This window comes from Actinomadura sp. RB99 (assembly GCF_014706005.1).
Taxonomy (GTDB): domain Bacteria; phylum Actinomycetota; class Actinomycetes; order Streptosporangiales; family Streptosporangiaceae; genus Spirillospora.
In genome coordinates this window covers 1-23,783 of sequence record NZ_JABMCA010000058.1, presented here as the reverse complement: position 1 = coordinate 23,783, position 23,783 = coordinate 1, and the positions used below count along the sequence as shown (strand labels likewise).

The following is a 23,783-nucleotide window of genomic DNA, read 5'->3' as shown; positions in this document are numbered from 1 at the left end:
CCGGGACGATCAGCCCTGGCGGGACGGCCGGATGGTCAGGTCGCCGATCTCGACGTCGTCGGGCTGGTCGATCGCGAACGCGATCGCGCGGGCCACCGCCAGGGGGTCGATGCCGAGGTCGGCCATGTTCCGCCTGGCCTGCTCGCGCACGGCCGGGTCGTCCACGGCGTTGTCGATGAGCTCGGTGCGGACGTAGCCGGGGGAGATCGACGTCGTCCGCAGGACCCCGTCCGTGCTCTCCTGCCGCAGGCCCTCCATCAGGGTGCGCACCGCGTTCTTCGTCCCCGCGTACACCGCCTGAGTGGGAACGATCTTCAGGCCGGAGGTCGATACGACCGTCACGAGGTGACCGGTGCCCTGGCGGCGGAACACCGGCAGGGCCGCGGCGATGCCGTGCAGGATCCCCTTGACGTTGACGTCGACCATCGCCGACCAGCCCTCCACGTCCAGGTCGGCGACGGGGCCGATCCGGCTGACCCCGGCGTTGCCGACCAGGACGTCCAGCCGGCCGAAGCGCTCGACGGCCCCGGCGACGAGTGCTTGGAGGTCGCCGGGATCGGTGACGTCCACCCGGAGGGCAGCCGCCTCCCCGCCGGCGGCCTCGATCTCGCCGACGAGCCGGTCCAGCCGCTCGGTCCGGCGAGCGCCGAGGACGACGGCCGCGCCCTCCGACGCGAGGTGGCGGGCCGTGGCCTCGCCGATGCCGCTGCTGGCCCCCGTGATGGCGACGACCTTGCCCTGGATGGTCATGGAGAACCTCCGCCTAGAATGGGACACATGTCCGGTTACTCCGACCAGCCTAACGGACACGTGTCCGCTTCTGTCAAAGGCGCGGCGCGGCGTGCGGACGCCCAGCGCAACCGCGAGCGGATCCTCCAGGCGGCCCGCGACCTCGTGCGCGAGCCGGGCGAGCTGAAGCTCAACGCCGTCGCGAAGGCCTGCGGCATAGGGCAGGGCACGCTGTACCGGCACTTCCCGACGCGCGAGGACCTCCTCGCCGAGGTGTACCGCCGCGAAGTGGAAGAACTCGTCGCCGCCGCTCCACGCCTGCTGGAGACCCACGAACCGCTCGACGCGCTGGCGGCGTGGTTCGACCGCGTCGCCGCCTACGCCCGGGTCAAGCGCGACGTGTTCGCCGCCATCGAAGCGGCGACGTGGCGCGACCTCGCCGCCCACAGCCTCGGCCCGATCGGCGAGGCGGTGGAGCTCCTCCTGGCCGCTGGCCGCTCCACCGGCAGTGTCCGCGCCGACGCCGAGGCCCGCGACGTCATCGTGCTCATCAGCTGGCTGTCACGCCTGGACGACGCCGAACTCGACGCGCGGGGACCGCGACTGCTGTCGATCCTCATCGACGGCCTCCGCCCACCCCGTCCCTGATCGCCTCCCGCGCGGCGAGGCCGACGTCAGCGACCGCCTCCCGCGCGGCGAGGCCGACGTCAGCCCTCCTCGTCCGCGACCCGGATGATCGTCTTGCCGGGCGTGCGGCGGTGGCGGGCGAACGCGGAGGCCGTCTCGGAGAGCGGCCGCACGTCGCCGACGATGGGCTTGAGCCGTCCGTCCTGAAGGCGGCGCGCGAGTTCGGCCAGCAGGGCGCGGTCGGGCTCGACGACGAAGAAGACGGCTCGCCCGTCATCGGGCTGCACGGTGGGCGGCATGGCGATGGTGACGAGGGTGCCGCCCGGCCGCACCAGTCCGGTCGATCGTTCGAGGATCTCTCCGCCGATGACGTCGAACACGACGTCCACCTCCCCGGCGTCCCGCAGATCGTCCGCGCCCAGGTCGAGGAACTTCTGCGCGCCGAGGCCGAGCGCCACGTCCCGGTCGCCGGCCCGGCCGGTGCCGATCACGCGGGCGCCCGCCTCCCGCGCGAGCTGGACGGCGATCGAGCCGACACCGCCCGCGGCGCCGTGGACGAGGACGGTCTGACCCGTCGTGAGGCGGCCGTGGTCGAACAGTCCCTGCCATGCCGTCAGCCCCGAAATGGGCAGCGCGGCGGCCACGGTGTGGTCGACGTCGGCCGCCAGGGGAGCGAGGTTGCGGGCCTCCACCGCGGTGTATTCGGCCAGGGAGCCGTTGCGGGTCCAGTCGGTCAGCCCGAACACCCGCTGGCCCACGGTGAGGCCGGTGGTTCCGTACCCGAGTTCGACCACCACTCCCGACAGCTCGTGCCCGGGGACGCTGGGCGTCCGGTCGCGACCGGCGCGATCGGTCCACGTCCCCGGCCAGTCGAGCTCTCCGGGGGTGAAGCCCGCGGCGTGCACGCGCACGATGACGTCGTTCTCCGCTGCGTGCGGGTAGGGCACGTCGGTCAGCGTGAGGCCGCCGACGCCCGCGTCACGGTCCCGTGCGGTGATCGCTCGCATGCTCGCTCCTTTCCAGAACGCCGGCGCGCTGAGGCTGGGCCGACATCGACCCGATACCCGCTCGGCAACGACCAACCCACCACGAACACGGCCCTGATCAGGCGTCCTGTCAGCTCGGCCACGGTGAGCCGAGGACGCGCTCGACCATCGTCGTCCGGTGGAAGCCGGGGACGAAGTGTTCGAGCAGATCGGAGTTCACCGTGCCGTTCGTGGTGCCGGGACGGTCCTTGAGCCCCTCGACGGAGACCCGCAGGAACTCGTTCTTGAAGTCCCCGCGCGGGTGGACGGCGAGGATCTCGTCCACCTGCTCGCGTTCCAGTCCGTCCAGCCCGAAGCCGATCCCGTCGGTCAGGACGCCGAGGTGCGTGGCCGCGATCTCCGGGCCCATCCGGACGGGGATGCCCGGCGTGGTGTGCAGCGCGACCGCCGTCCAGACGGTCTGAGCGGCCGCCGTCGAGAACCCCCGGTCCAGAAGGAACCTGCGCGCGTGGTCGGCGCCATCGACTTCGAAGCGCTGCTCAACGTCGGAAAAGGGATTCAAGAGCCCGGCGTCGTGGAACATGGCCGCCAGGTAGAGAAGCTCCGGGTCCGGCTCCACACCGAGCTTTCGCGCCTGAATCAGACCGAAGAAGAAGACCCGCCGGGAGTGGTGGAAGAGGAAAGGGCCGGTCGTCTCCCGGATCAGGCCGGTCGCGTCGGCGACCGCCGCCGTCTCGGGAACCGCCAACCCCGCGATGACCTCCGCCATATCGACCTCCCCCGAAGCGTGCCGACCCTACCCATACCCGGTGCTACCCGCTCGGATGTCGCCCGGACGCCGTCGGCCACCGCCTCGTTCCGGCCTCAGGCCGACCGCACGGCGGGCCGGAGGCCGTCCATCAGGAGGTCCAGCAGGCGACCGGCCTTGGCTTCGTGCTCGCGCCGGGGGGCCACGGTGAAGATGCCGATGAGGGCGGCGGCGATGTCGTCGGCGGCGACGTCGGAGCGGAGGTCGCCCGCCGCGCGACCGGCGTCGAGGATCGCGGTGATGGCCGCCAGGAGCTCGCTCCGGGTCTGCGCATGGGCGATCTCGCCCGACTCGATCATCGCGAGCAGCGTGTCGAGCATCCCGTTCTTCGTCGCGATCCAGTCCCCGAACAGGTCCATCCAGCGCCGCATCGCCGCGGCCGGGGGCAGCCGGCCGAGCAGCTCGCGGGCGCCGGTCGTCAGCCGCGCGACCTGGTCCCGGTAGACCGCGTCGACCAGCGACTCGCGGGTCGGGAAGTGCCGGTAGAGCGTGGCGATGCCGACCCCGGCCTCGCGGGCGATCGCACGCATCGACGGCTCGGCGTCGGCCGACACGAACACGCGGGTCGCCACCGCGAGCAACTGGTCGCGGTTGCGGGCCGCGTCCGCCCGGGGCGCGCGCTTCTCCGCCTCAGCCAAAACGGATCACGCTCCGGTTGTGTTACGGTCGTCCATGGAAACGGAGCATAGTCCGTTTCAGAAAGAGGGACGTCCATGCAGGAACAGAGCGATCAACCGCCGGCGGGCGGGAGCAGGGCGGTCCGGCTCGATTCATTCGGCGGACCCGAAGTGCTGGACGTCCGCGAGGTCCCCGCTCCGCAGGCCGGTCCGGGACAGATCCGCGTGCGGGTCACCGCCGCCGGTCTGAACCCGATGGACTGGATCATGACCGCCGACGCGGACACCGCCGCCCGGTTCGGCCTGAGCCTCCCGGCCGGGTTCGGGACCGACTATGCGGGGCTGGTCGACCAGGCCGGTGACGGGGTGACCGGCTTCGCACCCGGCGACCGGGTGTTCGGGGGCGCGCTGTCCCGCGCCGTCGCCGACTTCGTGGTGATCGACGCGGCCGGGGGGACCGCGGCGAACGAGGCCCATCGCACTCCGGACGGCGTCGACGACCGCACCGCCGCCACCCTCACGATCGCCGGCCGCACGGCAGCCGCCGCCCTCGCCCTGGTCGACCCCGGCCCGGACGACACGGTGCTGATCGGCGGCGCGGCGGGCGGGGTCGGGGTGTTCGCCGTCCAACTGGCCCGGATCGCGGGAGCTCGCGTGATCGGGACGGGATCGGCCACGTCATCCGACTTCCTGCGCGATCTCGGAGCCGACCCGGTCGCCTACGGCGACGGCCTGGCCGACCGGGTCCGAACCCTCGCCCCCGGCGGCGTCACCGCCGCCATCGACCTGCACGGGACGGAGACAGCGCACGCCGCAAGGGAACTCGGCGTCCCGGACGGCCGCATCTGCACCATCGCCGCGCAGGTCGACGGCGTGCCCGCGGCCAACGGCGCGAACGCGGCCCCCGGCGCCCTGGAAGAGATCGCCCGCCTGGTCGCGGCGGGCCGGCTCCGCGTGCCCATCACGGCGACCTTCCCGCTCGAGCAGATCCGCCGCGCAGCCGAACTCCAAGCCGGCCGCCACGTCCACGGCAAGGTAGTCATAGACCTCTAAACCAGCACCGCCACGACCGCCGTCGTCACCGACCAGCCGGCGACACCCTCCCGCCCACCAAGATTTCACGCATCGCGCACAACCAGCCGATCGCCGACACACTCCGCGTCCCGCCGCACATCGTCAGGCACAGCGACATCGAAGTGACCACGACGACCCACGCGCATGCGGCCCCGGAAAAGAAGCGGACGGCCCTCGGAAAGCTGGATGATGCGCTTTTCGGCTGAGACCGTTGCTGTACAAAAGGCCCGGCACCTGATGAGGTACCGGGCCTTTGTGCTGCTTGCGAGTGTGGGCAGGGGCGGGGTCGAACCGCCGACCCTCCGCTTTTCAGGTCACAGCGTCCCAGCGCTGTACTGACCTGCGAAAACCCAGCTCGCTCACGAGCGAGAAGCCGATAAGCGGATTGTGTTCCTCGCCAAGCTATCACGCTGTGCTACGAATCGACTACTCGGAGCTCGCCTTGCTTGGCGGTCTGGTCGGGCGGCCGGCGGCATCCACGGTTGCCCCATCGCCTGGGCCGCCCACCTACGGTCCGACGCAGACCAGGGGGTCTAATTGCTCCATGCGACACGGCGGCCGCTTCGACCTTGGTTGGACTAGACGGCACGCATGGCTGTGCTCCCCCAGGGCCATGCGGCCCTGGGGGAGAACTCCGTTGGGTGTCGCCGGACGAGGATGTTAGCCTAGCCCTACATGAGTAGTACAATATCTACATGCCAGGCAAGCACACGCGGGCGGCCATCAAGGAGCTGGAGGAAGCCGGGTGGAAGGTCACGTACACGAGTGGACGGGCTCACGCCTATGCGAGAGCGTCCTGCCCTGGCGGACCTGGCTGCTGTACGCCTCCGTTCTCGATCAACGGAACTCCTGACGTCGACGAACACGGGGCAGAGAAGATCCGGAGACGAATGCGACAGCACAACGCCAAGGTGGCTGAGCAGGAAGGGAGGGACTGATGAGCATCTATTGGTTCGAGCTTGAAGTCGGTCCGGTCAGCGACCTTGAGGAGGCCGCGGAGCGGCTGTACGCGCGTTGCGGTGACGGTCAGCTTTCCGGTGACGAGCAGGGTGGCACCATCCTGTTCTCACGCGAGGCGCCCAACGCGATCAGGGCGATCCTGTCGGCCATCGACGACAGCGAGCGCAGTGGGCTGTCGGTGACCGGTGTCATGGAGGACCTGGTCACCATCGACGACATCGCCGAGAAGACCAGCAGGTCCGCCGCAGCGGTCGGGCATTGGACGACCGGCGAACGCGGGCCTGGAGGTTTTCCCGCTCCCGTCATCCATCGCGGAAGTCGCGTCAAGCTGTACTCCTGGGCACAGGTGTCTCGCTGGCTTGCTGACGCCGGACTCGGAAAGATCGACTCGGTTGCTGCAGAGGTCGCCGCCGCCACTGCTGATGTGGATGCTCTTTTGCGTGCTCGACAGGTGCTGCGTGACGCCCCTTCAGGCAAGCGGGAAGCCCTTGTGAAGCTGGTAGAGGCTTAGCGGCGACCAGGACGGGGGTTGGGGCTTGCCGGCGGCGCTGCCGAGAGCACGCGCTTCCTCTGATCCTCGCCGCGACGCCTCGGGCGCGCTCAGGGGCCCGGCAGCGGGTCCTCCTCGTCCTGGGCGGCGAGACTCTGGTACACGGGATCGAGCAGGTCGAGCAGTGGCGTGCCGCGCACCTCGACTCGGGGAGGCTCCAGAGCGCGCAGCAGCAGGTCCGCCGGGGCGGGGGCCGGGGCGACGCGCGGCACCCGTCCGCCGGTGAAGAAGTCTTCCATGCGCTCGGCGAACGGGGCGTCCTCCACATCGAGCAATCCGGGGCGTCGCGGCTCCTCATCGGTGGGGGCGCTGCGCAGGTCGTCCAGCAGGTCCTCCCTGGCCCTGCCCCGCCAGGCCAGGACCAGGAACGGGTCGTCGTCGAACGCCTCGGCCAGCAGGTACAGGGCTGCGGACACGTGCTTGCACGGCCATCCCCAGTCCGGGCAGGAGCAGTCCATCTCCAGTTCGGAGCCGTCGGGGAACAGCGGCAGCTCCAGGTCGTCGAAGACCTGCTCGATCTCCGGCGGCATGTCTCCGGCCAGAAGCTTGGCGCGGTGGACGGCCCGCGCGGCCAACGCGTCGGTCAGGTCCCCCCACTCGTCCGCGTCGTAGGCGTCGATCCGCAGCGCGACCTTGTAGGGGCGGGGACGCGACCCCTGCACCAGCGCGCGGACCTCGCCGGGAGCGACCTCCAGCGACAGGACCTGGCCCTTGCGGGCGTAGGCGCGGCCGCGCGAGAGCCTACCGGGGTCGCAGATGTCCTCCAGGACGTCGATGAACCGCCGCGACCACCATTGCGCACCGATGGAGCCGCGCCGCGATCTCGCTTTGAGCCCGCCCTCGACCTGGATCGGCCAGGACGCTTCGAACCAAGGGCTCATGTCACCGCCTTCTCCTGGTCCAGCGCGAACAGGTCGCGGAGCCGGTCGGTGGACAGCTCCGAGATCCAGTCCTCACCGGTGCCGACGACCCGCTCGGCCAGGGCCTGCTTGCGTTCGATCATCTCGTCGATCCGCTCCTCCAGGGTGCCGAGGCAGATGAACTTGCGGACCTGCACGTTGCGGGTCTGGCCGATCCGGAACGCCCGGTCGGTCGCCTGGTTCTCCACCGCCGGGTTCCACCAGCGGTCCAGGTGGATCACGTGATTCGCGGCCGTCAGATTCAGGCCGGTCCCGGCCGCCTTCAGTGACAGCAGGAAGACCATCGGCCCGACGTCGTGCTGGAAGCGGTCCACGAGTTCGGCCCGCCGCCGCTTGGTCAGGCCGCCGTGCAACCACAGCACCGGGCGGTCCAGCAGGGCTTGCAGGTGCGGCTGCAGCACCGTGCCGAACTCGGCGTACTGGGTGAACACCAGCGCCTTGTCGCCCTCCTCGACGATCTCCGCGGCCAACTCCTCCAGCCGCGCCAGCTTTCCCGACCGGCTCGGCAGCGCCGAGCCGTCCTTGAGCAGCAGCGCGGGGTGCCCGCACACCTGTTTCAACCGGGTCATCGCGGCCAGCACGTTCCCGCGCCGCTCGATGCCCTCGCTGCCGTCGATACGGGCCATCATGTCCTCCACCACCGATTGGTAGAGGGTGGCCTGCTCGGGCGTCAGGGTGCACCAGGTCTTCATCTCCAGCTTGTCAGGCAGGTCGGAGATGATCGACTTGTCGGTCTTCAGGCGGCGCAGCACGAACGGGCCGGTCGCCCGCTTGAGCGCGGCGGCGGCCTGCTCGTCGGCGCGGGCCTCGATCGGCTCTTGGAACCGCCGCCGAAACCGACGGGCCGGACCGAGCAGCCCCGGGTTGGTGAACTCCATGAGCGCCCACAGCTCGGCCAAGTGGTTCTCGACCGGGGTACCGGTCAGCGCCAGCCGGAACGGCGCGGGGATCGCGCGGACCGCCTGCGCCTGCTTCGCCGCACTGTTCTTGATCGCCTGGGCCTCGTCGCAGACGACCCGCGCCCACTCGACCGCCGCCAGCGCTTCCCGGTCGCGCAGTGCCGTTCCGTAGGTGGTGACGACCAGATCGGCCTCGTGGGCGAGCGTGACGTCCCGGTCCGGGCCGTGGTGGGCGTACACGCGCAGGCTCGGCGCGAACCGCTCCGCCTCCCGTTGCCAGTTCCCCACCAGCGACATCGGGCACACCAGCAGGGTCCGGCCCGGTGCGGCCAGCAGCAGCGCCAGCGTCTGGGCGGTCTTCCCCAAGCCCATGTCGTCGGCCAGGATGCCGCCCACCCCGAGCCCCGACAGGAACGACAGCCATGCCAGCCCCCGCTCCTGGTACGGACGCAGCGTGCCGCGGAACGTCTCCGGTGTCGGGACGGGCGCCAGCCGGCGGTCGGTCTCGCCCGAGAGCAGGTCCCCCAGCACCCCGTCGGCGTCGACCTCCACCAGCGGCAGGTCCTCCTCCCCCGCCAGCGCAATCCCACCGAGTGCCTCGGCCACGGTCATCTCACCCCGGCCCCGCTCCTGGAGGACCCGCAGCGCCGCATCGAGTTGGCCGCTGTCCAGCTCGACCCACTGCCCCCGCACCCGCACGAGCGGTACCTTCAGCCGGACGAGTTCGGCCAGCTCTTCCTCGCCGATCGGTTCCCCGTCCATCGCCAGGTCGATCCGGAAGTCCAGCAGCTCCTTCAGCCCGAACCCCTGCCCGACCGTCGAACCCGGCCCCTTGCGCTGCCGCGCCGTCATCCTCAGCCCGACACGCCGCCGACCCGCCCATGCCGGGAGCCGGACCCCGAACCCGGCCGCCTGCAACAGGGCCGCACTGTCGCGCAGGAACGCCGCCGCCTCGGCCGTGGTCAGCTCCAGTGCGCACGGCCGGGCACGCTGCAGCGCGCGGTCGAGCGCCGGGTAGAGCCGCGCGGCGCGGCCCAGTCCCGCCAGCAGCGTTTCCTCGGCTCGTCCGCCGTCTGCCCAGACCTCCTCAGCCGGCACGTAGACGCTCAGGTCGTCGGCCGACTGCAACGCGAACTCCAGCCGCCACGTGTCGTCATCGCCGCCTGGACCGCCGTCCGGATCGCCGCCTGGACCGCCGTCCGGTTCGGCCAGCCGGAAGCACGTCCGCACCGGTTGGTCCAGCGCCTGCGCGTCGGTGAACCACGCGTGCAGCGCGGCGGCCAGCTCCTGCGCCTGATCCTCCCGCACGCCCGGCAGCGAACCGTCCGCGCCGGTCAGCGCCGCCGCCCACCGGTCGGGCAGCGCGGATCGCACGCCCGGACGGCGGCCGCCGACGACCGGCCCGGGCAGCGTCGCGCGGACGGCGGCGTCGACCAGGCACACCAGTGCCTCGATCAGCACGTGCGCCGACGGGCGCTCCTCCTCGACCGCCCGGCCCACCGGCGGCATCGCCGCCGCCGTATCGCGGAACCACCGCGCATCGTCCCCGGTCAGCACCGGCCGCCAGCGCGCCGCGAACCCACCGGGCTCCCGCACCAGCTGGGGGAGGACGCGGCCGCGCCGCACCAGGTCACAGGCCCGCGCCGCGACTGCGACGAGGTAACGCAGCGACGCGCCGGCCTTCTCGTCGACCGACCGGTCCGTCAGCAGCGCGAACGCCTCGGGCGCCTCGACGAACAGCACAGGAACCCGCCACCGACCCAGACGAGGCGCACGAGCGGACACCGCCACCCCGCACCCGGGCGAGGCCAACGGAGATCCCGCCGATCCCGGCAGCGTCAGCGTCACCTGCCCCTCCACGCCGTTCACCTCGGGAAAGGCACTGACCAGGTCCGCGCAGGACGCCGCGAACGGGTGCGGTCTGACCTTCGCCCGCGAGGTGCTCCGCGTCACCTCACCGGACCGCTCCGCCCACAGCACGAGCCGTTCACCGGACCAACTCCCGTGCGCCACAAGCACAGCGATCGACCCTTCCCACCCGGAAGCACTTCCACGAGGGTATGCTGCTCCGCGCCGTTCACACGGCCACGCCCTGGCCGGCGCCGAGTTCTCCCCCGGCGCCGATCACGTCACCGGCGACGACATGGACGAACTCGGTGCGTTCCTGCTCGGCAAGCGGGCCGGCTGCCCACGAACCGGCACGTGGGCGGACCGCTGCTGCGGACGCGGTGCTCGCGGGCCAAGTCAACGACAATCAGGTTGAGCTCTGGGGGCTGTCTCAGCAACTGGCACTGACACTCGTACTCAAAGCGCTCGTGCCGTGAGCTCTGGGTGTGCCTTCGGCGCGTATTTGGCACGGAGCCTCCCTTTGTGTCTGGGGTCTTCGCTCACGACCTGTCGCTCGATGCCGCCAGAAGGGCGTTGAACGCCTCGAGGACGACGTTCGCCGTGTTGGGCTCGGCCAGCGCGGCGGACTCGATCGAGACACGTGCAGCGTAGTTCGCCTTCTTCAGGCGTCGCGGCACATCGGTCCAGCCTGGAAGCCGTGACAGAATTCCTGCGAGCTGGGAGAGCGTCTGCGCCGAGACTCCATGGTCTCGCAGCTCGCCGAAGTTGATTGAAAGTAGGGCCTTCGTGACGCCGATGTAGATGCTCCAGGCTGCAGCCTCGTCAGTGCCGACGCTGAACCGGGCTGTGACTGAAGGGTATGCGCCTTCGCCATAATGGTAACCGCGGAACGCGACATGCCGTTCAGCGTGTCTGTACACCTCTAGCAGCGCATGTGCAACCTTGTCAGGGCAGTACCGGTTGATGACTTGGAGGAGGCTTTCCTCGCCCCATCCGCGTTTCGCGTGTGAGGTGTCGTCGAGGCGTTCGCCGACGGGCTCTGGGGCCGGTCCCAGGGTCCCTGCCTCCGTTGGCGCGGAGTCGTAATCGATCGTCGGTGGCGGGGGATCTCCGAGAGCCTGCTGGATGGCGAGCGCTATCGACTCGAGCCAATCGATGGTCTGTTCCGCCTCGCTGGCCGTGATGTGCAGCTTCTGCTCGGGCTGATCAGGATTGTGGTCAGCGGTGTGGGCGATGTTGTTCCTGCGGCGAGCGATCTCTCGCATCCTCGCCCGCACCTCATCGGAGGTCACCGGAGAGCTCGGATCCTGCCCGGTGAGAATCTCGGCCACCTTCACCCAGAGCTTGACCTCACTGACGTGCGCGAATCCCTCCTGGATCTTCTCAGGGCTCTGGAAAGTCTTGAACTCGAACTCCTGCTCGAGGTGGGCTCGGAACACCTCGGCCAGCGGTTCGGAGTAATGATGGATCTTTTCGAACACCGCCACGGGCATGGTCAGCTTGTCGAACTTGGCGGGGCGCGGTATCCCGGGACGCAGCGCGAGGACGACGCCTCGGTCGACGATCTCCCGGGTGACCCAGTGATCGATTGCCGCTACGGCCTGGCTCCAGGCCGCTCGGTAGAGGTCGGTGACGTCGAAGGCGCCCACCTTGAGGTGCTCCAGGTTTCGCCCGCCCTGGATGAGCTGGCGTGCGTAGCTGATGTTCTGCTGGAACTGGTCGAACGGGGCCGGAAGCCCATTCGAGTCATCCTGAGTCTCGGTGGGGGACGTAGGCACCTTCGCGTCCGGGAACATCTTCCGGAACCTGTCGACGGTGATCCGCTTTGCTTGATCGGCGCGGCCGGCGTTGTCGAACTTGAGTCCTTCTTGCTGGAGCACGGCTTGCGGGTCGTCGGCTCGCTCCGGGTCTGGCCAGCGGAACCCCGGTGAGACCTTGCCGTTCGCCTGCAGAACACGGTGTGCGCCCGGGGCCCCGGACTCGGCCATGAACCCGCCTACCGATTGGGCCGCCATGCCCACCAGTTCAGCGAGGTCTCCATAGGTCGTCCACATCCCAGGCGTCACCCGTGCGAGCGCTTCGCGCACCTGCTTCCATCGAGGGTCGGTATAAGTCCGGGTCTCATTGGCTTGGCGCCGAGCGCGGTACTGGCGCCCCAACGCCCGATAGAGCTCGTCTCCTGGAAAGTCTTCCAGAGCCCGGATCCCGGCTTGAGTGATCGCCCAGCCGTTTCTCTTGGTCATCCAGCCGATCGATGCTGCCTCTCCGGTACGGAAGCCGAGCTGTGAATGCCAGCGAATCTGGCCGTGCGCGTTGGGCTTCTCGTGCTCCGGATCAATCGTGAGCCGTGCCGCGACGGCTTCCCTCACCTCCGCGGGCTGTAGCGGACGCTCTGCGTCCCGCAGGACCTCCATGGCCGCGCGAAAGATCGGGGCGATGTGCTCGGCGAAGGACATCGGGGGCTCCATGATGTCGGGGGCGGGCGGTGCTTCGGGCCATAGGCATGAGGCAGAACCGGCCCTGCCGTTGACATTTAGCACGGATCGCGCCCACATGACCACGGATCACTCGACACCTATGTCGTACGACTTCGGGCTTGCCTGGCGATGCCGTGAAACGAGCCGACGACGGTCAGGGCTCACGCCCCGGTTGCCTCCGACTCCGACACGGCGGTCGCGGTCGGTTTCACGTGCGCGGTGGTCTTGTTGGTGCCTGTGGTGGGGCGGCCGTCCAAGCGGTTGCGCGGTCTTGGCGATCTGCCCTTCGTCGGCGTTCTTGTTCGAGCCAACGCTTGCCCTCTGCTGCGATCCCCTCCATAACATGGAGCGTGTGGCCCAGGCCGGCGGCATCCAGCGTCGTCTCTGACACTGTTGCAAGGGTTTCGTCTACCTGGAGTTCGTCGATCGCTGCAGCCAACATCTTGGCCTTGACCAGCTCTCCGTTGACGAGAGCGAGTTCGAAACTGTGGTCGCCGTTATCGGTTTGGTTTACCCGGACGGCTGCCACGGCCTCGTAGCGGTAATTTGTGCGGGCTCGGTCGTGGAACGTCCCCCGCTCGAAGTCGAGGTCAGCGGTGACCTGGCGGACCCCGTCCTTGGTGAGGACGAAGAGGAGCAGGCGATAGTGCGTATAGCGCCAGGGGCCTTTGCGGACCCGTGCGCGCTTAGTGGACGACCCGGGCGCCTCGATGAAGGCGTGCGCGATCACGTTGCTCATCGTGAGGCCGTAATGGCGCAGGGCATCACTTAGCAGAACCTTCCGGTCGCGGTCCAGCCAGACGGCCATCTCCGGGTCGGTCGGCTTGTCGGCGAGCTTGCGCTTCCAGCGTTCAAAGGCCGCCCGGCAGCCCTCCTCGATTCGGCGCTGCTCGGCGACGTCCGCCGCGTGTCGCCGGGCTTCCGCGACGATCCGCATTCGGGCGCGGGCGGCGACCACCGTGGCCCCGAGCGCCAGGAGCGCTGACACCGCCGCGTTCGTGGGCGCCGTCCGCGTCGCGTCCGCCACCGCCCAGATCGTCCCGGAGGCGAGCGCGGCGAGGCCGAGCAGGGTCGCCGCCTTCGTGCTCAGCGGGACGGCGAGTTCCCGCCGGTAGTCCCACAGCGTTCCGTTCTCCCACTGCCGGCGGACCTCGCTCACCCGGTACCGGATCAGCCAGGCGATCTGCTCGACGCTGGTGCGCTGCTCCCGGTAGACCTCGACCATCTCGTCCCGGAGGCGCCTACGGATGCCCACCGTGCCGTCCAGCCAGGTCTGACGGCTCGCATTGCGTGGCACGTACCTGGCGAAGTAGTGGTCGAAGCGCTGGTCGACCTTGCCGGCGAAGCCGGAGGGTTTCGCGCGGGACGGTAGCTCCCGCGGCCGCCTGAACTCCCTGTCCTTCGCGCGGAGTCTTTCTGTGAGGTAATGCCATTCGGTGCCCGCGTGCAGGGCCCAGAATCCACCGCCGATGCCCAGCGCGTACACGAGCAGCGTGAGCAGCTGGAGATCCCGAAGGAGCAGGTAGCCCAGGTTGAACGCCGCACCGCCAAGGACGACCGCCCCGCAGATGGCCCGGGCCTGTGTACCGGCTGGTACCAGTGGCGGTCGGACCGGAAGGAACCGAGGGCCGACGGGGTTGGGGTGGAAATATTTCCAGACGCGGTCCCTGCGACTGTCCGCCAGCTGCTCTTTCCGAGCCTCGGTCAGGGCGCGGTCCCAGATCTCGTTTTTCAGCGGCCCTTCGAGGAACAGTTCGAGGTGCCGGAGGATCATGCCGCGTTGAGGTTCGGCGAGATTGTCGAAGTCCTTCAGCAGCGGCCGGAGGTCGGTGTTGGGCCGGGCGGCGGCGTCGATGAGCCGCAGGACGGTCTTCGCGCCGTCCGCCCAGACGTCCCCGCCGCTCAGGCGGCAGAAGGACGGCGCCTGCCGCAGCGCTGCGGCGTCCGCGTCCGGCATCTCGTTCCACGCCCTCCCGCTGAGGAGGGCGAGTTGCCAGTGGAAGCACACCCTGTTGCCGGTGAGGCCGGCCTCCACGGCCTCGCGGATGACTTCCCGCGCTCTGCTCGACTGGCCGCCGTCGAGCAGCCTCACGCCGATCTCGAACCTCTCCATGGGCGAGGCGCCTGGCGGCGTCGAATAGATCGTGACGTCGCCATGGACGACTCCCGCCTGCATGCCGACCTGGGAGTTGTCCTCGGCGTAGTTGGTCGTGGTCGTCTCCGGCCCGGTCATGACAGGTTCCGGACGAGCCCGAGCACGCTCGCCACCTCGGCCGCCAGGGCGGCAACGTCTGCGACGAGCCCGCGCACCTTCTTCAGCGCGAGTGTCATCGCGCCCGTGTTCCGGGGGGTCGCGTGCAAGGCTTCGCGGGCGTCGTCGAGTTCGGCAAGCGCCGCGCGGTGCGTGTCCTCGTCGATGACTCCCGTGTCCCGCGCCTGCTCAAGCCGAGCGGTCAGGTCCGCGAGCGCAGCGGACGGGTCCGCCTGCGCGGCCTTGTCGGTCTTCAGGTGGACGCCGCCGTGCACGTGGCCGGCCTGGACGCCCACTCTCGCGTTGTCCTTGGCGATGTTGCGGACCGTGTCACCCATCTGCTGGCTCCCCGTCGTTCCGGTCGTCTCATGTCGTGGGTGATCCGCTTCGTCCGTAGTGAGACTCTCGGCCAGGGCGGCGGTGAAGGCAGCGGCGTTGGCCACCGCTCGCGGCTGCCATTCCTCGCGGTCTGTGGCCTCCTTGGTTCCGTCGGCCCGGTCGCTGACACCCCGGATCACGACCACCGGAAGCGATCTGTTCAGATGCGCGGCCTGCGCGACTCCGGCCCCTTCCATCTCGATCGCGAGCGCATCGTTGTAGTGACGTCGAATCCAATCGGCGTGCGCTGAAACTGTGGAGTTGAGAACTACCTCGCCGGCGGCGATGGGCCCGAAGTGCACCTTGGGCTGGCGGTGCTTTGCCCGTCCGCTTCTCATCCAGGCGCGCTCGCGGTCGACGTGCCGGGCGATCTGGTCGGCGCCGTGAGACACCTCCCAGACACGGGGACGGCTCTTGAAACCGTCGTCCTCGCTGGTCCCGCCGTGGAAAGCGTAGACATGGGTCGCCACGACGACGTCGCCGAGAGCGATGTGGGAGTGCAGGGCGCCCGCCACTCCCACGAACAGCAGGGCGGTGGGGGAGAACTCGGCTATAGCGCGTTCGGCCAGGACCGCGGCGGACTGGTTGCCCTTGCCGACGAGCCCGAGCGCGATCCGGCAGCGGCCACCCTCAAGCCGGCCGACTTCGAAGCGGGTGCCCTGCTGGTGCCGATGCAACCGCGGGTTGTGCAACTTCTCTCGGACGGCGTCGTACTCAACGTCCAGTGCCGTGAGCACAACGATGGTGCTGCCACTCATCCTTCTGGCCCCTTCATGTCGAGAGGTTCGGTCGGACGGACCATGGGCGGGTAGAGGTCCTTGCGCGGGCCGGCCTTGAACAGCCGAGCCGGCCGTCCAGCCGTGATTTTGCGATCGGTGTCCGCCGCGATGATGAAGCCGCTGGACTTCTGGACCTTCCGATAGAAATTTCGGGGGTCGAGGGGGATTCCCCAGACCGCCTCGTAGACCCGCTGAAGGTCGGTGATCGTGAAGGTCGGGCCGCAGAACGCCGTCGCCAAGGACGATCGCTCGAGCTTGGCTCGGGCGCGCTCGACACCGTCCGCAACGATTTTCTGGTGATCGAAGGCCAGTTCCAGTTCGCCGGAGAGCACCTGATCGGTGCTCTGCCAGCGGGCGCCTGCCGCGTCCGTGCCGGCCGTCGGCTCCGGAAGCCCAGGTGCGATCGCCAGGTAAGCGACGGACACCACCCGCCCGCGCGGATCACGCCCCGGAGTGCCGTAGACATCCAGATGCTCCAGATGCAGCGCCTCAACGTCCATGGCGGCCTCCTCCGCCAGTTCGCGATGAGCAGCGGCGGTGAGGTCCTCCTCCGCGTGACTCAGGAATCCGCCAGGCAGTGCCCAGGCGCCCTTGTGCGGCTCGACGCCACGCTCCACGAGCAGGACGTGCAGGCGCGAGTCGCGCAGCGTCAAGATCACCAAGTCGACCGCGAGCATCACGGCCGGCGGCGTCCAGTGGTCGTCGCTCATGCGGCGAGAGTAGCTTTTTGTCAGCTAGACAAAAAGAGGCTTCGGGCTGCCCCGCCGGCTACTGCTCTATGGCCGATCAGCAAGTCTCATTGGGAGTGGGAGCGGGCGTTTCACGTGTCATCGGGAAGCCAGCGGCTCAGGCGAGCCTTCGGCACGTTCGCCGCGACGTGCCAGAGCTGATGCCTGGGATCCCACCTCGCCTGCACCAGACGCTTGGCCTCGTCCTTCTCCCCGTATGGGACCCGCAGGTAGAGGCGGCCGTCGACCACGTCGCCGGGGGAGATCCCATCTGCGGCGGGTGCCTTCGTGGATCGAGTTGCCGCCGGTTGCCAAGAGCGTGCGGGCCGGTCCATCCGGGCTCGTTCGACGATGTGCCGGACGCGTTCGCAGGACGTCGAGTCGGTGATCCGCATCATGAGGTCGGTCGAACCGCCGTGTGCCAGCAGGTTCAGGGAACCGTGCCAGAGGACGGTGTCGTCGAGGATCAGAACTTTCTCGTGCATGCGCTCGCGGGCCTCGACCTGGCAGCCGGCCGACCGCAGGGTCGCGACGAGGTCGGCGTCCTTTGTGCCGGGTTCATGCTGCCGGGTGTGGACGGTGACACGCACTCCGGCGGCGATCCGCGGTTCGAGACGCCGAAGCCAGTACCGCACCGGGTTCGCAGCGAGGAAGGCGCAGTAGATGTCGATGCTGTGGCGGGCGTGCGCGATGTCCCATTCGACGCCGCGGGAGACCTCGTCGGCGGGGAAGAACGCGGGCCGCGCCAGTTCTTCAGGGGCCAGGCCGCTCAGGTCGGCGGCGCTGCGAACCGGGACGAGTTCCTCGACCGGGAGCCGCTGGGCGTGCCGCTCGAAGTACTCGAGCATCCGAGCGGCCTCGCTGGCCGGGCTGAGGTTGCGGTGCATGAAATCGGTGTTGGCGACCAGGACGAGATGGTCCTGTGCGCGGCTCAGCGCGACGTTCAGCAGCCGGCAGGTCGCCGAGGACAGCCCGATGCCCTCGTAGAAATAGCCGAGCCGGTCGCCGGCTCCCGCGACGGTATCGATCACCACGAGCGGGCGCTGGCTTCCCTGGAAGCGGTGGACGGTGTCCACCACGCCGTCGTAGGTCTCACCGAAGCGGTGCGTCAAGCTCGTGTTCAGCACCTTCTTCTGGTTCTTATAAGGGCAGATGACAGCGAGCCGATCGGCCGGCCCTTCCCCTTCAGCCAGGCCGGTGTGCTTGCGGGCGGGGAGAACCGTGTCGTACTGCAAGCCCCGGATCAGCTCGTGGATCACCGCTTCATGGACGGCGTTGGTGGTATGGGCGTTCCTCCTTCCCCGGTCGGGGACCCGGCTGGAGGTGTCGATGAGTACCAGTGGGTTGTCGATCAGGGGCGAGGGCGGCAGTCGCGTCCCGTCCTTTCGGCCGGTCAGCAGCGGCGCGTCCGGGTAGGCGACTTCGTTCACCACCGCGCAGATCGCCTGGCGCATCCGGTACTGCTCGTTGAGAGCGATCATCCTGGAGTCGTCACCGCGGACGCGGCCCTGCGGATCGACGAGCCCGGCGGCGTGGAACGCGTCCCGGTCCATCCATGACCGCGAGTGCTCTCTGTCTTGAGCCGATGCGTTGCGGTTGTTCGAACCGCGTGTGACGGCGGGCAACTGCCGGAAGTCACCGGCCAGGACGACCCGCTTGCGGGCCATGCCCGCCGCGTACCAGGCGGACGGCAGGTTGACCATCCCGGCCTCGTCGATGACCACCACATCGACCTCGTCGAGCAGCCGGCGGGTCTGAACCGCCTTGGACACCGTTGTTCCCAGGACGCGGCAGCGGCTCCGCACCGTGTCCGCGATCTTTTCGCGTTGCTTCTGCAGGTCGTCGAGTCGCTGCTGCAGTAGCCCGGCATCCTCCCGCAGCCGCGCCACCGGCGGCAGCCCTTGCACCTGGGCCAATATGCGTGGCATGGCCGAATCGACGGCGGCCAGTTCTGCTTCACAACGCTGGTAGTCCGCCCAAGCGACTCCGCGTTGCTGCTGGTACGCCTCCCAGGCGAGGCGATGGTGATATAGCTCGCCGTCGAGCGCATCCAGCTTCGCCTGCTTGCGCTGAGCGAACATCCCGGATGGGATTCCGATGCCGGCTATCTGCTCCTGCACCCGCGCGATTTGCCCGGCGGCAGTTTTCATCCCTGCCTCGGCACCGAGGACGGACTGGCCGGCAGCCGCCAGCCGCTGCCCGAGCTCATGGCGCTCAGTGGTGGCACGCGCCGCCTCGTCATGGCGGGCAATGGCTCCGCGTACCGCAGCGAGTTCGGTCGTGACTTGCGCGATCTCGGTGTCCAACTCGCCGCCCAGCCTGTCGGCGATGCGAGCACGGTCGATCTGCTCTCCGTATTTCTCGGCGAGCGATGCGACGGCGATGTCCCCGGCGCGCTGCACCAGCCCCGACTCGAACTCGGGTTCCCGAGCCAGCAGGTCGCACATTCTCAGCAGTGCCTGGTCGACCGAGACGTGCGTGGGGGCCAGAAACAGCACACGCAGGCCCTGCCGGTAACAGCCCTCCACGATGCTCGCGACCACTTCGGTCTTCCCAGTGCCCGGCGGCCCCCAGACGAAGGTCAGCTCGCTGTCGAGCGCCCGTTCCACGGCCAGCCGTTGCCGGGTGTTCAGCTGGCGGTTCCGAAACCCGGGGATGAACCGCTCGGTGTCGGCGCATCGTCCGATCTTCGGCTTGCCCTGACCGACCAGCCATCCTGCGGCGGTGAGGTTCATCGCCGCTGCCCCCGCGCCTAACTGCTCCAATCGCTCGGTCAGCGCCACAAGGCCCGCGGTGTCATCCTCGACGAGTTGGGCGTTCACCGACCTGGCGCCCAGGTTCGCCTCCGTGGTGGCCCGGATCTTCCCATCCGGCATTCGCGCCACTTCGACGTGCTCCCACGGACCACGGGACCGCGACGTTCGGATCAGCAGATCCTTGCTGGCGAAGTACTCCCTCCATCCTCTGCAGGAGAACAGGTACTCCCGCTCTGCGCCGGACTGCCGGACGAGCCGACCGTCATGCAGGGACACTTTCTCGGCATTCGTCATGTCACTGTGCAGGGTCGCTGCGATCTCCAACTGCAGCGCACGATGCAAGTGGGCCACGGGATATGGCCCGGGTTGCCTCTCCGCCATTGGTTCCTTCCCTGACACCGTGGAACGTGACGTGCGCGGCCGAGCCGCGCCTTGCTGCGGGCTTTCAGCGCTGGTTCGCCCGCCCGACTCTGGCCATTGCCCTCGCGGCCTGCGGGAGGGGTGTCGACCTGGGCGAGCTACCGCGGCCGTGCTTGCGCATGGGCGTCTCCGGGTGACCGGTAATGGTCGTACCGATACTTGAGAAAAGGGATGACTGTAACATATACAGGAGGCTTTGCTCCTTGTCGAGTAGTTTGCAGTGTGCCAGAAGCTGAACCCTGTACCTGCAGCCCTTGACTGTTAGTTGACATGGAGTCGAGTAGTGACGCCGACTCTCGACGGGAACGGTCGATGTGCGAGCGCCGCTCAGCCGCTCCTATGCCCTGTTCGTCCATGAAGGGGCGTCTCGAGAGGTGAGGCGCGGGCAGGGGGAGATCAGGCCATAAGAAGGAGAATTTCGCCGATTCGTACTCACCGGGCGTTCCTCGGGTGTCAACACTGTGATGATCGTCGAGGCGTTGCATGGACGACGGGATCCGGAGCCCGGCGATACTTGCCGGCATGGGGAGCGAGACGACGGTGGCCGGCGGCGAGTCTTAGGACCTGACGGGCGAACCTCTACACGGCCGCCCCCGACGTCGAGGGCACACTCGACGGTCTGGTCTACCTCGATGACGCCGACCGCCTCGGCCGGCTGATCCGGCAGGCACTCGACGCGGCGCGGCTAGGCAGTTCCGGAGCGGCTCAAGGTGTGTTGAGCACTTGGCGGAGGCGGGTGGCTAGCGCAGCGGTCTCGTCTGAAGGCATGCGGAGCACACCGTTCTCGGTCATGAGGGCGTGAAACTGCTGTTGCCGGTAGGGGACGCCTGGAGGCAGTCCGGCGATGTGCCAGTGCAGGTGGGCGTTGCCCTGTTGACTGCCGAGTGACAGCAAGTACGTACGCTCTGGCTCTATGACCGACTCGACGGCCAGGGCTACTCGCCGGACGGTCAGCATCAGCCGGGTGTAGGCGGGCTCGTCGAGGTCTCGGACGACGTGTTCGACGTGGGCCTTCGGAGCGACCAGGACCTTGCTGGCGAGAGTAGGCCACCGGTCTAGGAAGGCCACGGTTTCGTCGTCCTCGTAGATCGTCTCGTGTGCGTAGTCAGGGTCCCCTTCGAGGAAGGCGCAGACGAAACAAGGTCCGCTGCGCGCCCGGGTCTCGTACGCCTCATGGTCCATGGGCTGCCGGTCTGTCGTCATCCGCGATCCTCTCCTCAGGACCGGAGCGGCACTCGCAAGCGGTGCCGGTTGCGGGGAGTACGTCGGGCATAGTGTCGAGCCCTTCCGCCTTTCAGAAGCGGCCACCTTCCTGCGTCGGTGGCGCCCGCCGAGGTCATGCGGTGCCTGACGTACGTCCGCGGTGCCGGTTGGCTGCAGTCGTTGCCGTCACTGATCGACCTGCCGACGTCGTCCTTTCAACCGCTGGACGTGCCGTTCGTGCTGCGCGGCGCGTCAGCCGCTGGGCACGGTCGATGAGCAACGTTTGCGGGGCGGCCGCTAACTCGTACAGCTCGACTTCGAACGGATCTGCGTCGTGCTCGATGAGACAAGCCAACGTGTCTCGGTCTTGCTCGGGGTGACTCGTCGGCGCCCGTGGTCCCGTCAGAGATCCTCGGTCGCCTCGGCCTCGTCCACACTCCGACGATAACTGCTTGCCGCGCCGTCACCTGAATGCGAACCACCGGCGCCCTGGGTCTTCGCGGTCCTGCCTAGGCCGTGACGGCGCAGATGAAAGGTCGCGTAAGAACCTGTCTGGTGCCGAGCTAGTCGCCGGCGAGTACATGGCCTGGTACAGCACCACTCGGATCCACGGTGGGGTCGGCCACGCACCACCCGTCGGGAAGGAAGCCTTCACTCCCGCCGGAACGGCGCAGAGTCCCAGGTCACGGCCACAACCTAGAGCCTCCGTCAAAATTGGGGCGCTTCGCCTCCGGTGTCTCGTCTTGGCTACCGGATCCGGCTAAACGCCACGCCCCAGCCGACGAGCTGGCAAGATCAACAAGGTGCGGCGGAATGTGATCATTTGCACGGTGGCAGTAGTGGCGGCTTTCATCCTGGTGCTGACGCTTGCAACAGCAACGTGGTGGAAGTTCTTCTACGAGCCGCCCATCGGTGGTCCGATCGCCGAGGCGTTCACGAAGACTGCCCCGGTCCGCCCTGCCGACTCGTTGACGGACTCAGCGCTGTTCTCGCAAGCTCCCGATCCGTGCAAGCTACTGCAGTCGCTGGGCGATTTCACCGATCCGGTCAAACACGACGGGGCGTGCGAGCATGTCAGAGAGGTGGGGAAGGGGTATAAGACCTACGAGGTGAGGGCCACTGCGGTTCCCAAGTCGACGGACGGTGGGGCGGTGGCCGAAGCCGTTCGTAGGTACGATGCGTTGGCCCGCGAGGCCCACGGCCCGGCGTTCAGCGAGAATGACGCGAAGTTCAAGCACTTCTTCAGTGCGCTGACCGGTCCTGGCGAGCAAGCGTTCGCCAGGTATACGTACATGCAGTCCAACCTGCACGGCTACCTGCACTACTCCGGGGCCGAGGTGGTCTTCAGAGTCCGCAACCTTGTGGTGGAGGTACGGGTACAGTCGCCCGACGACAAGCGGAGTCGGCAGCTCAACTTGGTCTATGCCGCCGCACGCAAGATCGCTGCAACGCTGAAGCCCTGAGATGGTCATTTCGACGACGATCCGCCGTTCTGCCTCAGGTCGCTCCTGGGACACTGAGGACCCGACGGTCGGGGAATGCCTCGTCACACCTGCGTCTCGCTGCTGCTCCACCTGGGCATCGCGCCAACGTCGCCCACGACATCGTCGGGCACGGCGACATCGAGGTGACGATGACGATCTACGCGCACAGTTGCGGCCAACTCGTCATCGCCAGGCAGAAAATCCAGGTCGACATCCACCACGCCGGAACGACCGTCACCATCGAGGACACTGACGGGACCTTCCGCATGACCCACGCAGGCCGGGGCCTCGCCGAGGTCACCCGGACCACCACCAAGCCCATCGCCCGGTTCAGTGCCCGCAAGCCGCAAAAGCCCAGACGGACATCACCGATCGTTGACGCGGGACAGGAGCGGGCGAAGGGTGTCGTTCAGCCGGGCCGTGGTGTCGACGCTCAGTCCCGATCGTGCGTGGCGGAGCTGTCTTGAGTACGTGGAGATTAAATCGAGGTCCCTGAGCTGACGACGTAGTTCGTCGGCGAGGACTTCGTCCGGGTCGTCGGCGTCGATGTCGCCCTCGTTGAGGAGCTCATCCATGGCTTCGACGGCACGCCCGCTGATACAGACCGCGAAGTCGACACAGCCGTGCATGTAGGCCTCCGCCGCATACAGCACCGCAGCCGCCGCAGGCTCATCTGCATCCCCTGGGCCGTCCTGCCCGTCGTTGTGGCAGAACTCGCTCAAATAGTAGGTGCCCAGCGCGTGCTTGATCGCCTGGAAAGCGGTCTGGTCGCCAAGGGCGGCGTCCCACACCGCGTTCAGCAGCGGTCGCAGGCCAATGGTGAACGCGCGCTGGTCCTCGGCCGGCAACGCTTCGTGGGCCTGCAGCAACCGCTCGGCGACCCCGGCCGCAAAGACGGTGCGTTCGTCGACAGAGGCCGCCGAAAGCTTCGCGGCTACGGCAGCGTCCAGCTCCTGCCACACGTGGGTCCTCAAATCGGTACGGCGGCGGCTTCGGAGCGACAGCGTCCGTCCGATCTGGCGGACGTTGCTGTGCACGGAGCCGGGTGAGTGGATCAGTTCCACCGTCCCAGACGGTTATGGATCAAGCAACGCTGCCCGAAGCACAGAAGCCCGCCCATCCGAGCAGCAGCCGAAGTGGTCTCAGCGCCAGAACAAAGACGGATCCTCTAGTGTTTCGCTCGAATAGTTTCTTTTCGTTTGATTTTGGCGATGATCTCGTCGGCGTCTTTGGTCCAGGAGAATGGTTCGCAGCGGTCGTTCCAGCCGTCGATGAAGGTGCCGATCGTG

At 68.4% G+C, this 23,783-nt stretch carries 18 protein-coding genes; 4 read left to right on the top strand and 14 right to left on the bottom strand.

Features of this window, described 5'->3' with window-relative positions:
• Positions 1-9: 9 nt before the first annotated feature.
• Positions 10-750, bottom strand: coding sequence for an SDR family oxidoreductase (locus amrb99_RS36410; RefSeq protein ID WP_190864949.1), 741 nt, complete (start codon positions 748-750; stop codon positions 10-12).
• A 60-nt stretch (positions 751-810) separates the two neighbouring features.
• Between amrb99_RS36410 and amrb99_RS36405 the strand changes: the two genes are divergently transcribed.
• Positions 811-1,377 (top strand): TetR/AcrR family transcriptional regulator, encoded by a 567-nt coding sequence (locus tag amrb99_RS36405; RefSeq protein ID WP_347257002.1) that lies wholly within the window; start codon positions 811-813, stop codon positions 1,375-1,377.
• A 59-nt stretch (positions 1,378-1,436) separates the two neighbouring features.
• Here amrb99_RS36405 and amrb99_RS36400 read toward each other — a convergent pair whose 3' ends face one another.
• From amrb99_RS36400 to amrb99_RS36390, 3 genes are all read right to left on the bottom strand, one after another.
• Positions 1,437-2,363 carry an NADP-dependent oxidoreductase gene (locus amrb99_RS36400; protein ID WP_190864945.1) on the bottom strand — a complete coding sequence of 309 codons (927 nt, stop codon included), beginning with the start codon at positions 2,361-2,363 and terminating at the stop codon, positions 1,437-1,439.
• Positions 2,364-2,472: 109 nt separating this feature from the next.
• Positions 2,473-3,111 carry an HD domain-containing protein gene (locus amrb99_RS36395; RefSeq protein ID WP_190864943.1) on the bottom strand — a complete coding sequence of 213 codons (639 nt, stop codon included), beginning with the start codon at positions 3,109-3,111 and terminating at the stop codon, positions 2,473-2,475.
• Positions 3,112-3,206: 95 nt separating this feature from the next.
• Positions 3,207-3,788 (bottom strand): TetR/AcrR family transcriptional regulator, encoded by a 582-nt coding sequence (locus tag amrb99_RS36390; protein WP_190864941.1) that lies wholly within the window; start codon positions 3,786-3,788, stop codon positions 3,207-3,209.
• 75 nt (positions 3,789-3,863) lie between these two features.
• On the opposite strand from amrb99_RS36390, the gene amrb99_RS36385 reads away from it, so the two are divergent.
• Together amrb99_RS36385 and amrb99_RS36380 are read left to right on the top strand one after the other, a co-directional pair.
• Entirely contained in the window at positions 3,864-4,820 is a 957-nt protein-coding gene (locus tag amrb99_RS36385; protein WP_190864938.1) for an NADP-dependent oxidoreductase, read from the top strand.
• 958 nt (positions 4,821-5,778) lie between these two features.
• Positions 5,779-6,312: a hypothetical protein gene (locus amrb99_RS36380; protein WP_190864936.1), complete on the top strand. Its 534-nt coding sequence runs from the start codon at positions 5,779-5,781 to the stop codon at positions 6,310-6,312.
• A gap of 89 nt (positions 6,313-6,401) precedes the next feature.
• On the opposite strand, the gene amrb99_RS36375 is transcribed toward amrb99_RS36380, so the two are convergent.
• The 8 genes from amrb99_RS36375 to amrb99_RS36340 all read right to left on the bottom strand — a co-directional run bounded on the left by amrb99_RS36375 (position 6,402) and on the right by amrb99_RS36340 (position 21,010).
• Positions 6,402-7,232 (bottom strand): SWIM zinc finger family protein, encoded by an 831-nt coding sequence (locus tag amrb99_RS36375; protein WP_190864934.1) that lies wholly within the window; start codon positions 7,230-7,232, stop codon positions 6,402-6,404.
• Positions 7,229-9,913 carry a DEAD/DEAH box helicase gene (locus amrb99_RS36370; RefSeq protein ID WP_347257001.1) on the bottom strand — a complete coding sequence of 895 codons (2,685 nt, stop codon included), beginning with the start codon at positions 9,911-9,913 and terminating at the stop codon, positions 7,229-7,231. The genes amrb99_RS36375 and amrb99_RS36370 overlap by 4 nt, the downstream gene beginning before the upstream one ends.
• A 644-nt stretch (positions 9,914-10,557) precedes the next feature.
• Positions 10,558-12,474, bottom strand: a complete 1,917-nt coding sequence (locus amrb99_RS36365; RefSeq protein ID WP_190864929.1) for an MGMT family protein — start codon at positions 12,472-12,474, stop codon at positions 10,558-10,560.
• 229 nt (positions 12,475-12,703) lie between these two features.
• Positions 12,704-14,728, bottom strand: coding sequence for a hypothetical protein (locus amrb99_RS36360; protein WP_190864927.1), 2,025 nt, complete (start codon positions 14,726-14,728; stop codon positions 12,704-12,706).
• Entirely contained in the window at positions 14,725-15,882 is a 1,158-nt protein-coding gene (locus amrb99_RS36355; protein WP_190864925.1) for a 5'-methylthioadenosine/S-adenosylhomocysteine nucleosidase, read from the bottom strand. The genes amrb99_RS36360 and amrb99_RS36355 overlap by 4 nt, the downstream gene beginning before the upstream one ends.
• Positions 15,879-16,613 (bottom strand): NUDIX domain-containing protein, encoded by a 735-nt coding sequence (locus amrb99_RS36350; protein ID WP_190864923.1) that lies wholly within the window; start codon positions 16,611-16,613, stop codon positions 15,879-15,881. Before amrb99_RS36350 ends, amrb99_RS36355 begins: the two co-directional genes overlap by 4 nt.
• 110 nt (positions 16,614-16,723) lie before the next feature.
• Entirely contained in the window at positions 16,724-19,729 is a 3,006-nt protein-coding gene (locus tag amrb99_RS36345) for an AAA domain-containing protein (RefSeq protein WP_190864921.1), read from the bottom strand.
• A 783-nt stretch (positions 19,730-20,512) separates the two neighbouring features.
• Complete coding sequence (locus amrb99_RS36340) at positions 20,513-21,010, bottom strand: HIT family protein (RefSeq protein ID WP_241756265.1); 498 nt, start codon at positions 21,008-21,010, stop codon at positions 20,513-20,515.
• 830 nt (positions 21,011-21,840) lie between these two features.
• On the opposite strand from amrb99_RS36340, the gene amrb99_RS36335 reads away from it, so the two are divergent.
• The gene (locus amrb99_RS36335; protein WP_190864919.1) at positions 21,841-22,473 is read left to right on the top strand and encodes a hypothetical protein; all 633 of its coding nucleotides are present in this window, start codon (positions 21,841-21,843) and stop codon (positions 22,471-22,473) included.
• A gap of 83 nt (positions 22,474-22,556) precedes the next feature.
• Here the strand turns inward: amrb99_RS36335 and amrb99_RS36330 are convergent, their stop codons facing one another.
• Together amrb99_RS36330 and amrb99_RS36325 are read right to left on the bottom strand one after the other, a co-directional pair.
• Positions 22,557-22,715, bottom strand: coding sequence for a hypothetical protein (locus amrb99_RS36330; protein WP_190864917.1), 159 nt, complete (start codon positions 22,713-22,715; stop codon positions 22,557-22,559).
• 144 nt (positions 22,716-22,859) lie between these two features.
• Positions 22,860-23,558 carry a hypothetical protein gene (locus tag amrb99_RS36325; RefSeq protein ID WP_190864915.1) on the bottom strand — a complete coding sequence of 233 codons (699 nt, stop codon included), beginning with the start codon at positions 23,556-23,558 and terminating at the stop codon, positions 22,860-22,862.
• Positions 23,559-23,783: the final 225 nt, after the last annotated feature.

Excerpts from the sequence above, each read along its gene's own strand:
- amrb99_RS36355 (WP_190864925.1), bottom strand. The coding sequence starts at position 15,882 with ATGAGTGGCAGCACCATCGTTGTGCTCACGGCACTGGACGTTGAGTAC.
- amrb99_RS36365 (WP_190864929.1), bottom strand. The coding sequence starts at position 12,474 with ATGTCCTTCGCCGAGCACATCGCCCCGATCTTTCGCGCGGCCATGGAG.
- amrb99_RS36385 (WP_190864938.1), top strand. The coding sequence starts at position 3,864 with ATGCAGGAACAGAGCGATCAACCGCCGGCGGGCGGGAGCAGGGCGGTC.
- amrb99_RS36360 (WP_190864927.1), bottom strand. The coding sequence starts at position 14,728 with ATGACCGGGCCGGAGACGACCACGACCAACTACGCCGAGGACAACTCC.
- amrb99_RS36375 (WP_190864934.1), bottom strand. The coding sequence starts at position 7,232 with ATGAGCCCTTGGTTCGAAGCGTCCTGGCCGATCCAGGTCGAGGGCGGG.
- amrb99_RS36380 (WP_190864936.1), top strand. The coding sequence starts at position 5,779 with ATGAGCATCTATTGGTTCGAGCTTGAAGTCGGTCCGGTCAGCGACCTT.
- amrb99_RS36340 (WP_241756265.1), bottom strand. The coding sequence starts at position 21,010 with ATGACGACAGACCGGCAGCCCATGGACCATGAGGCGTACGAGACCCGG.
- amrb99_RS36350 (WP_190864923.1), bottom strand. The coding sequence starts at position 16,613 with ATGAGCGACGACCACTGGACGCCGCCGGCCGTGATGCTCGCGGTCGAC.
- amrb99_RS36400 (WP_190864945.1), bottom strand. The coding sequence starts at position 2,363 with ATGCGAGCGATCACCGCACGGGACCGTGACGCGGGCGTCGGCGGCCTC.
- amrb99_RS36410 (WP_190864949.1), bottom strand. The coding sequence starts at position 750 with ATGACCATCCAGGGCAAGGTCGTCGCCATCACGGGGGCCAGCAGCGGC.
- amrb99_RS36395 (WP_190864943.1), bottom strand. The coding sequence starts at position 3,111 with ATGGCGGAGGTCATCGCGGGGTTGGCGGTTCCCGAGACGGCGGCGGTC.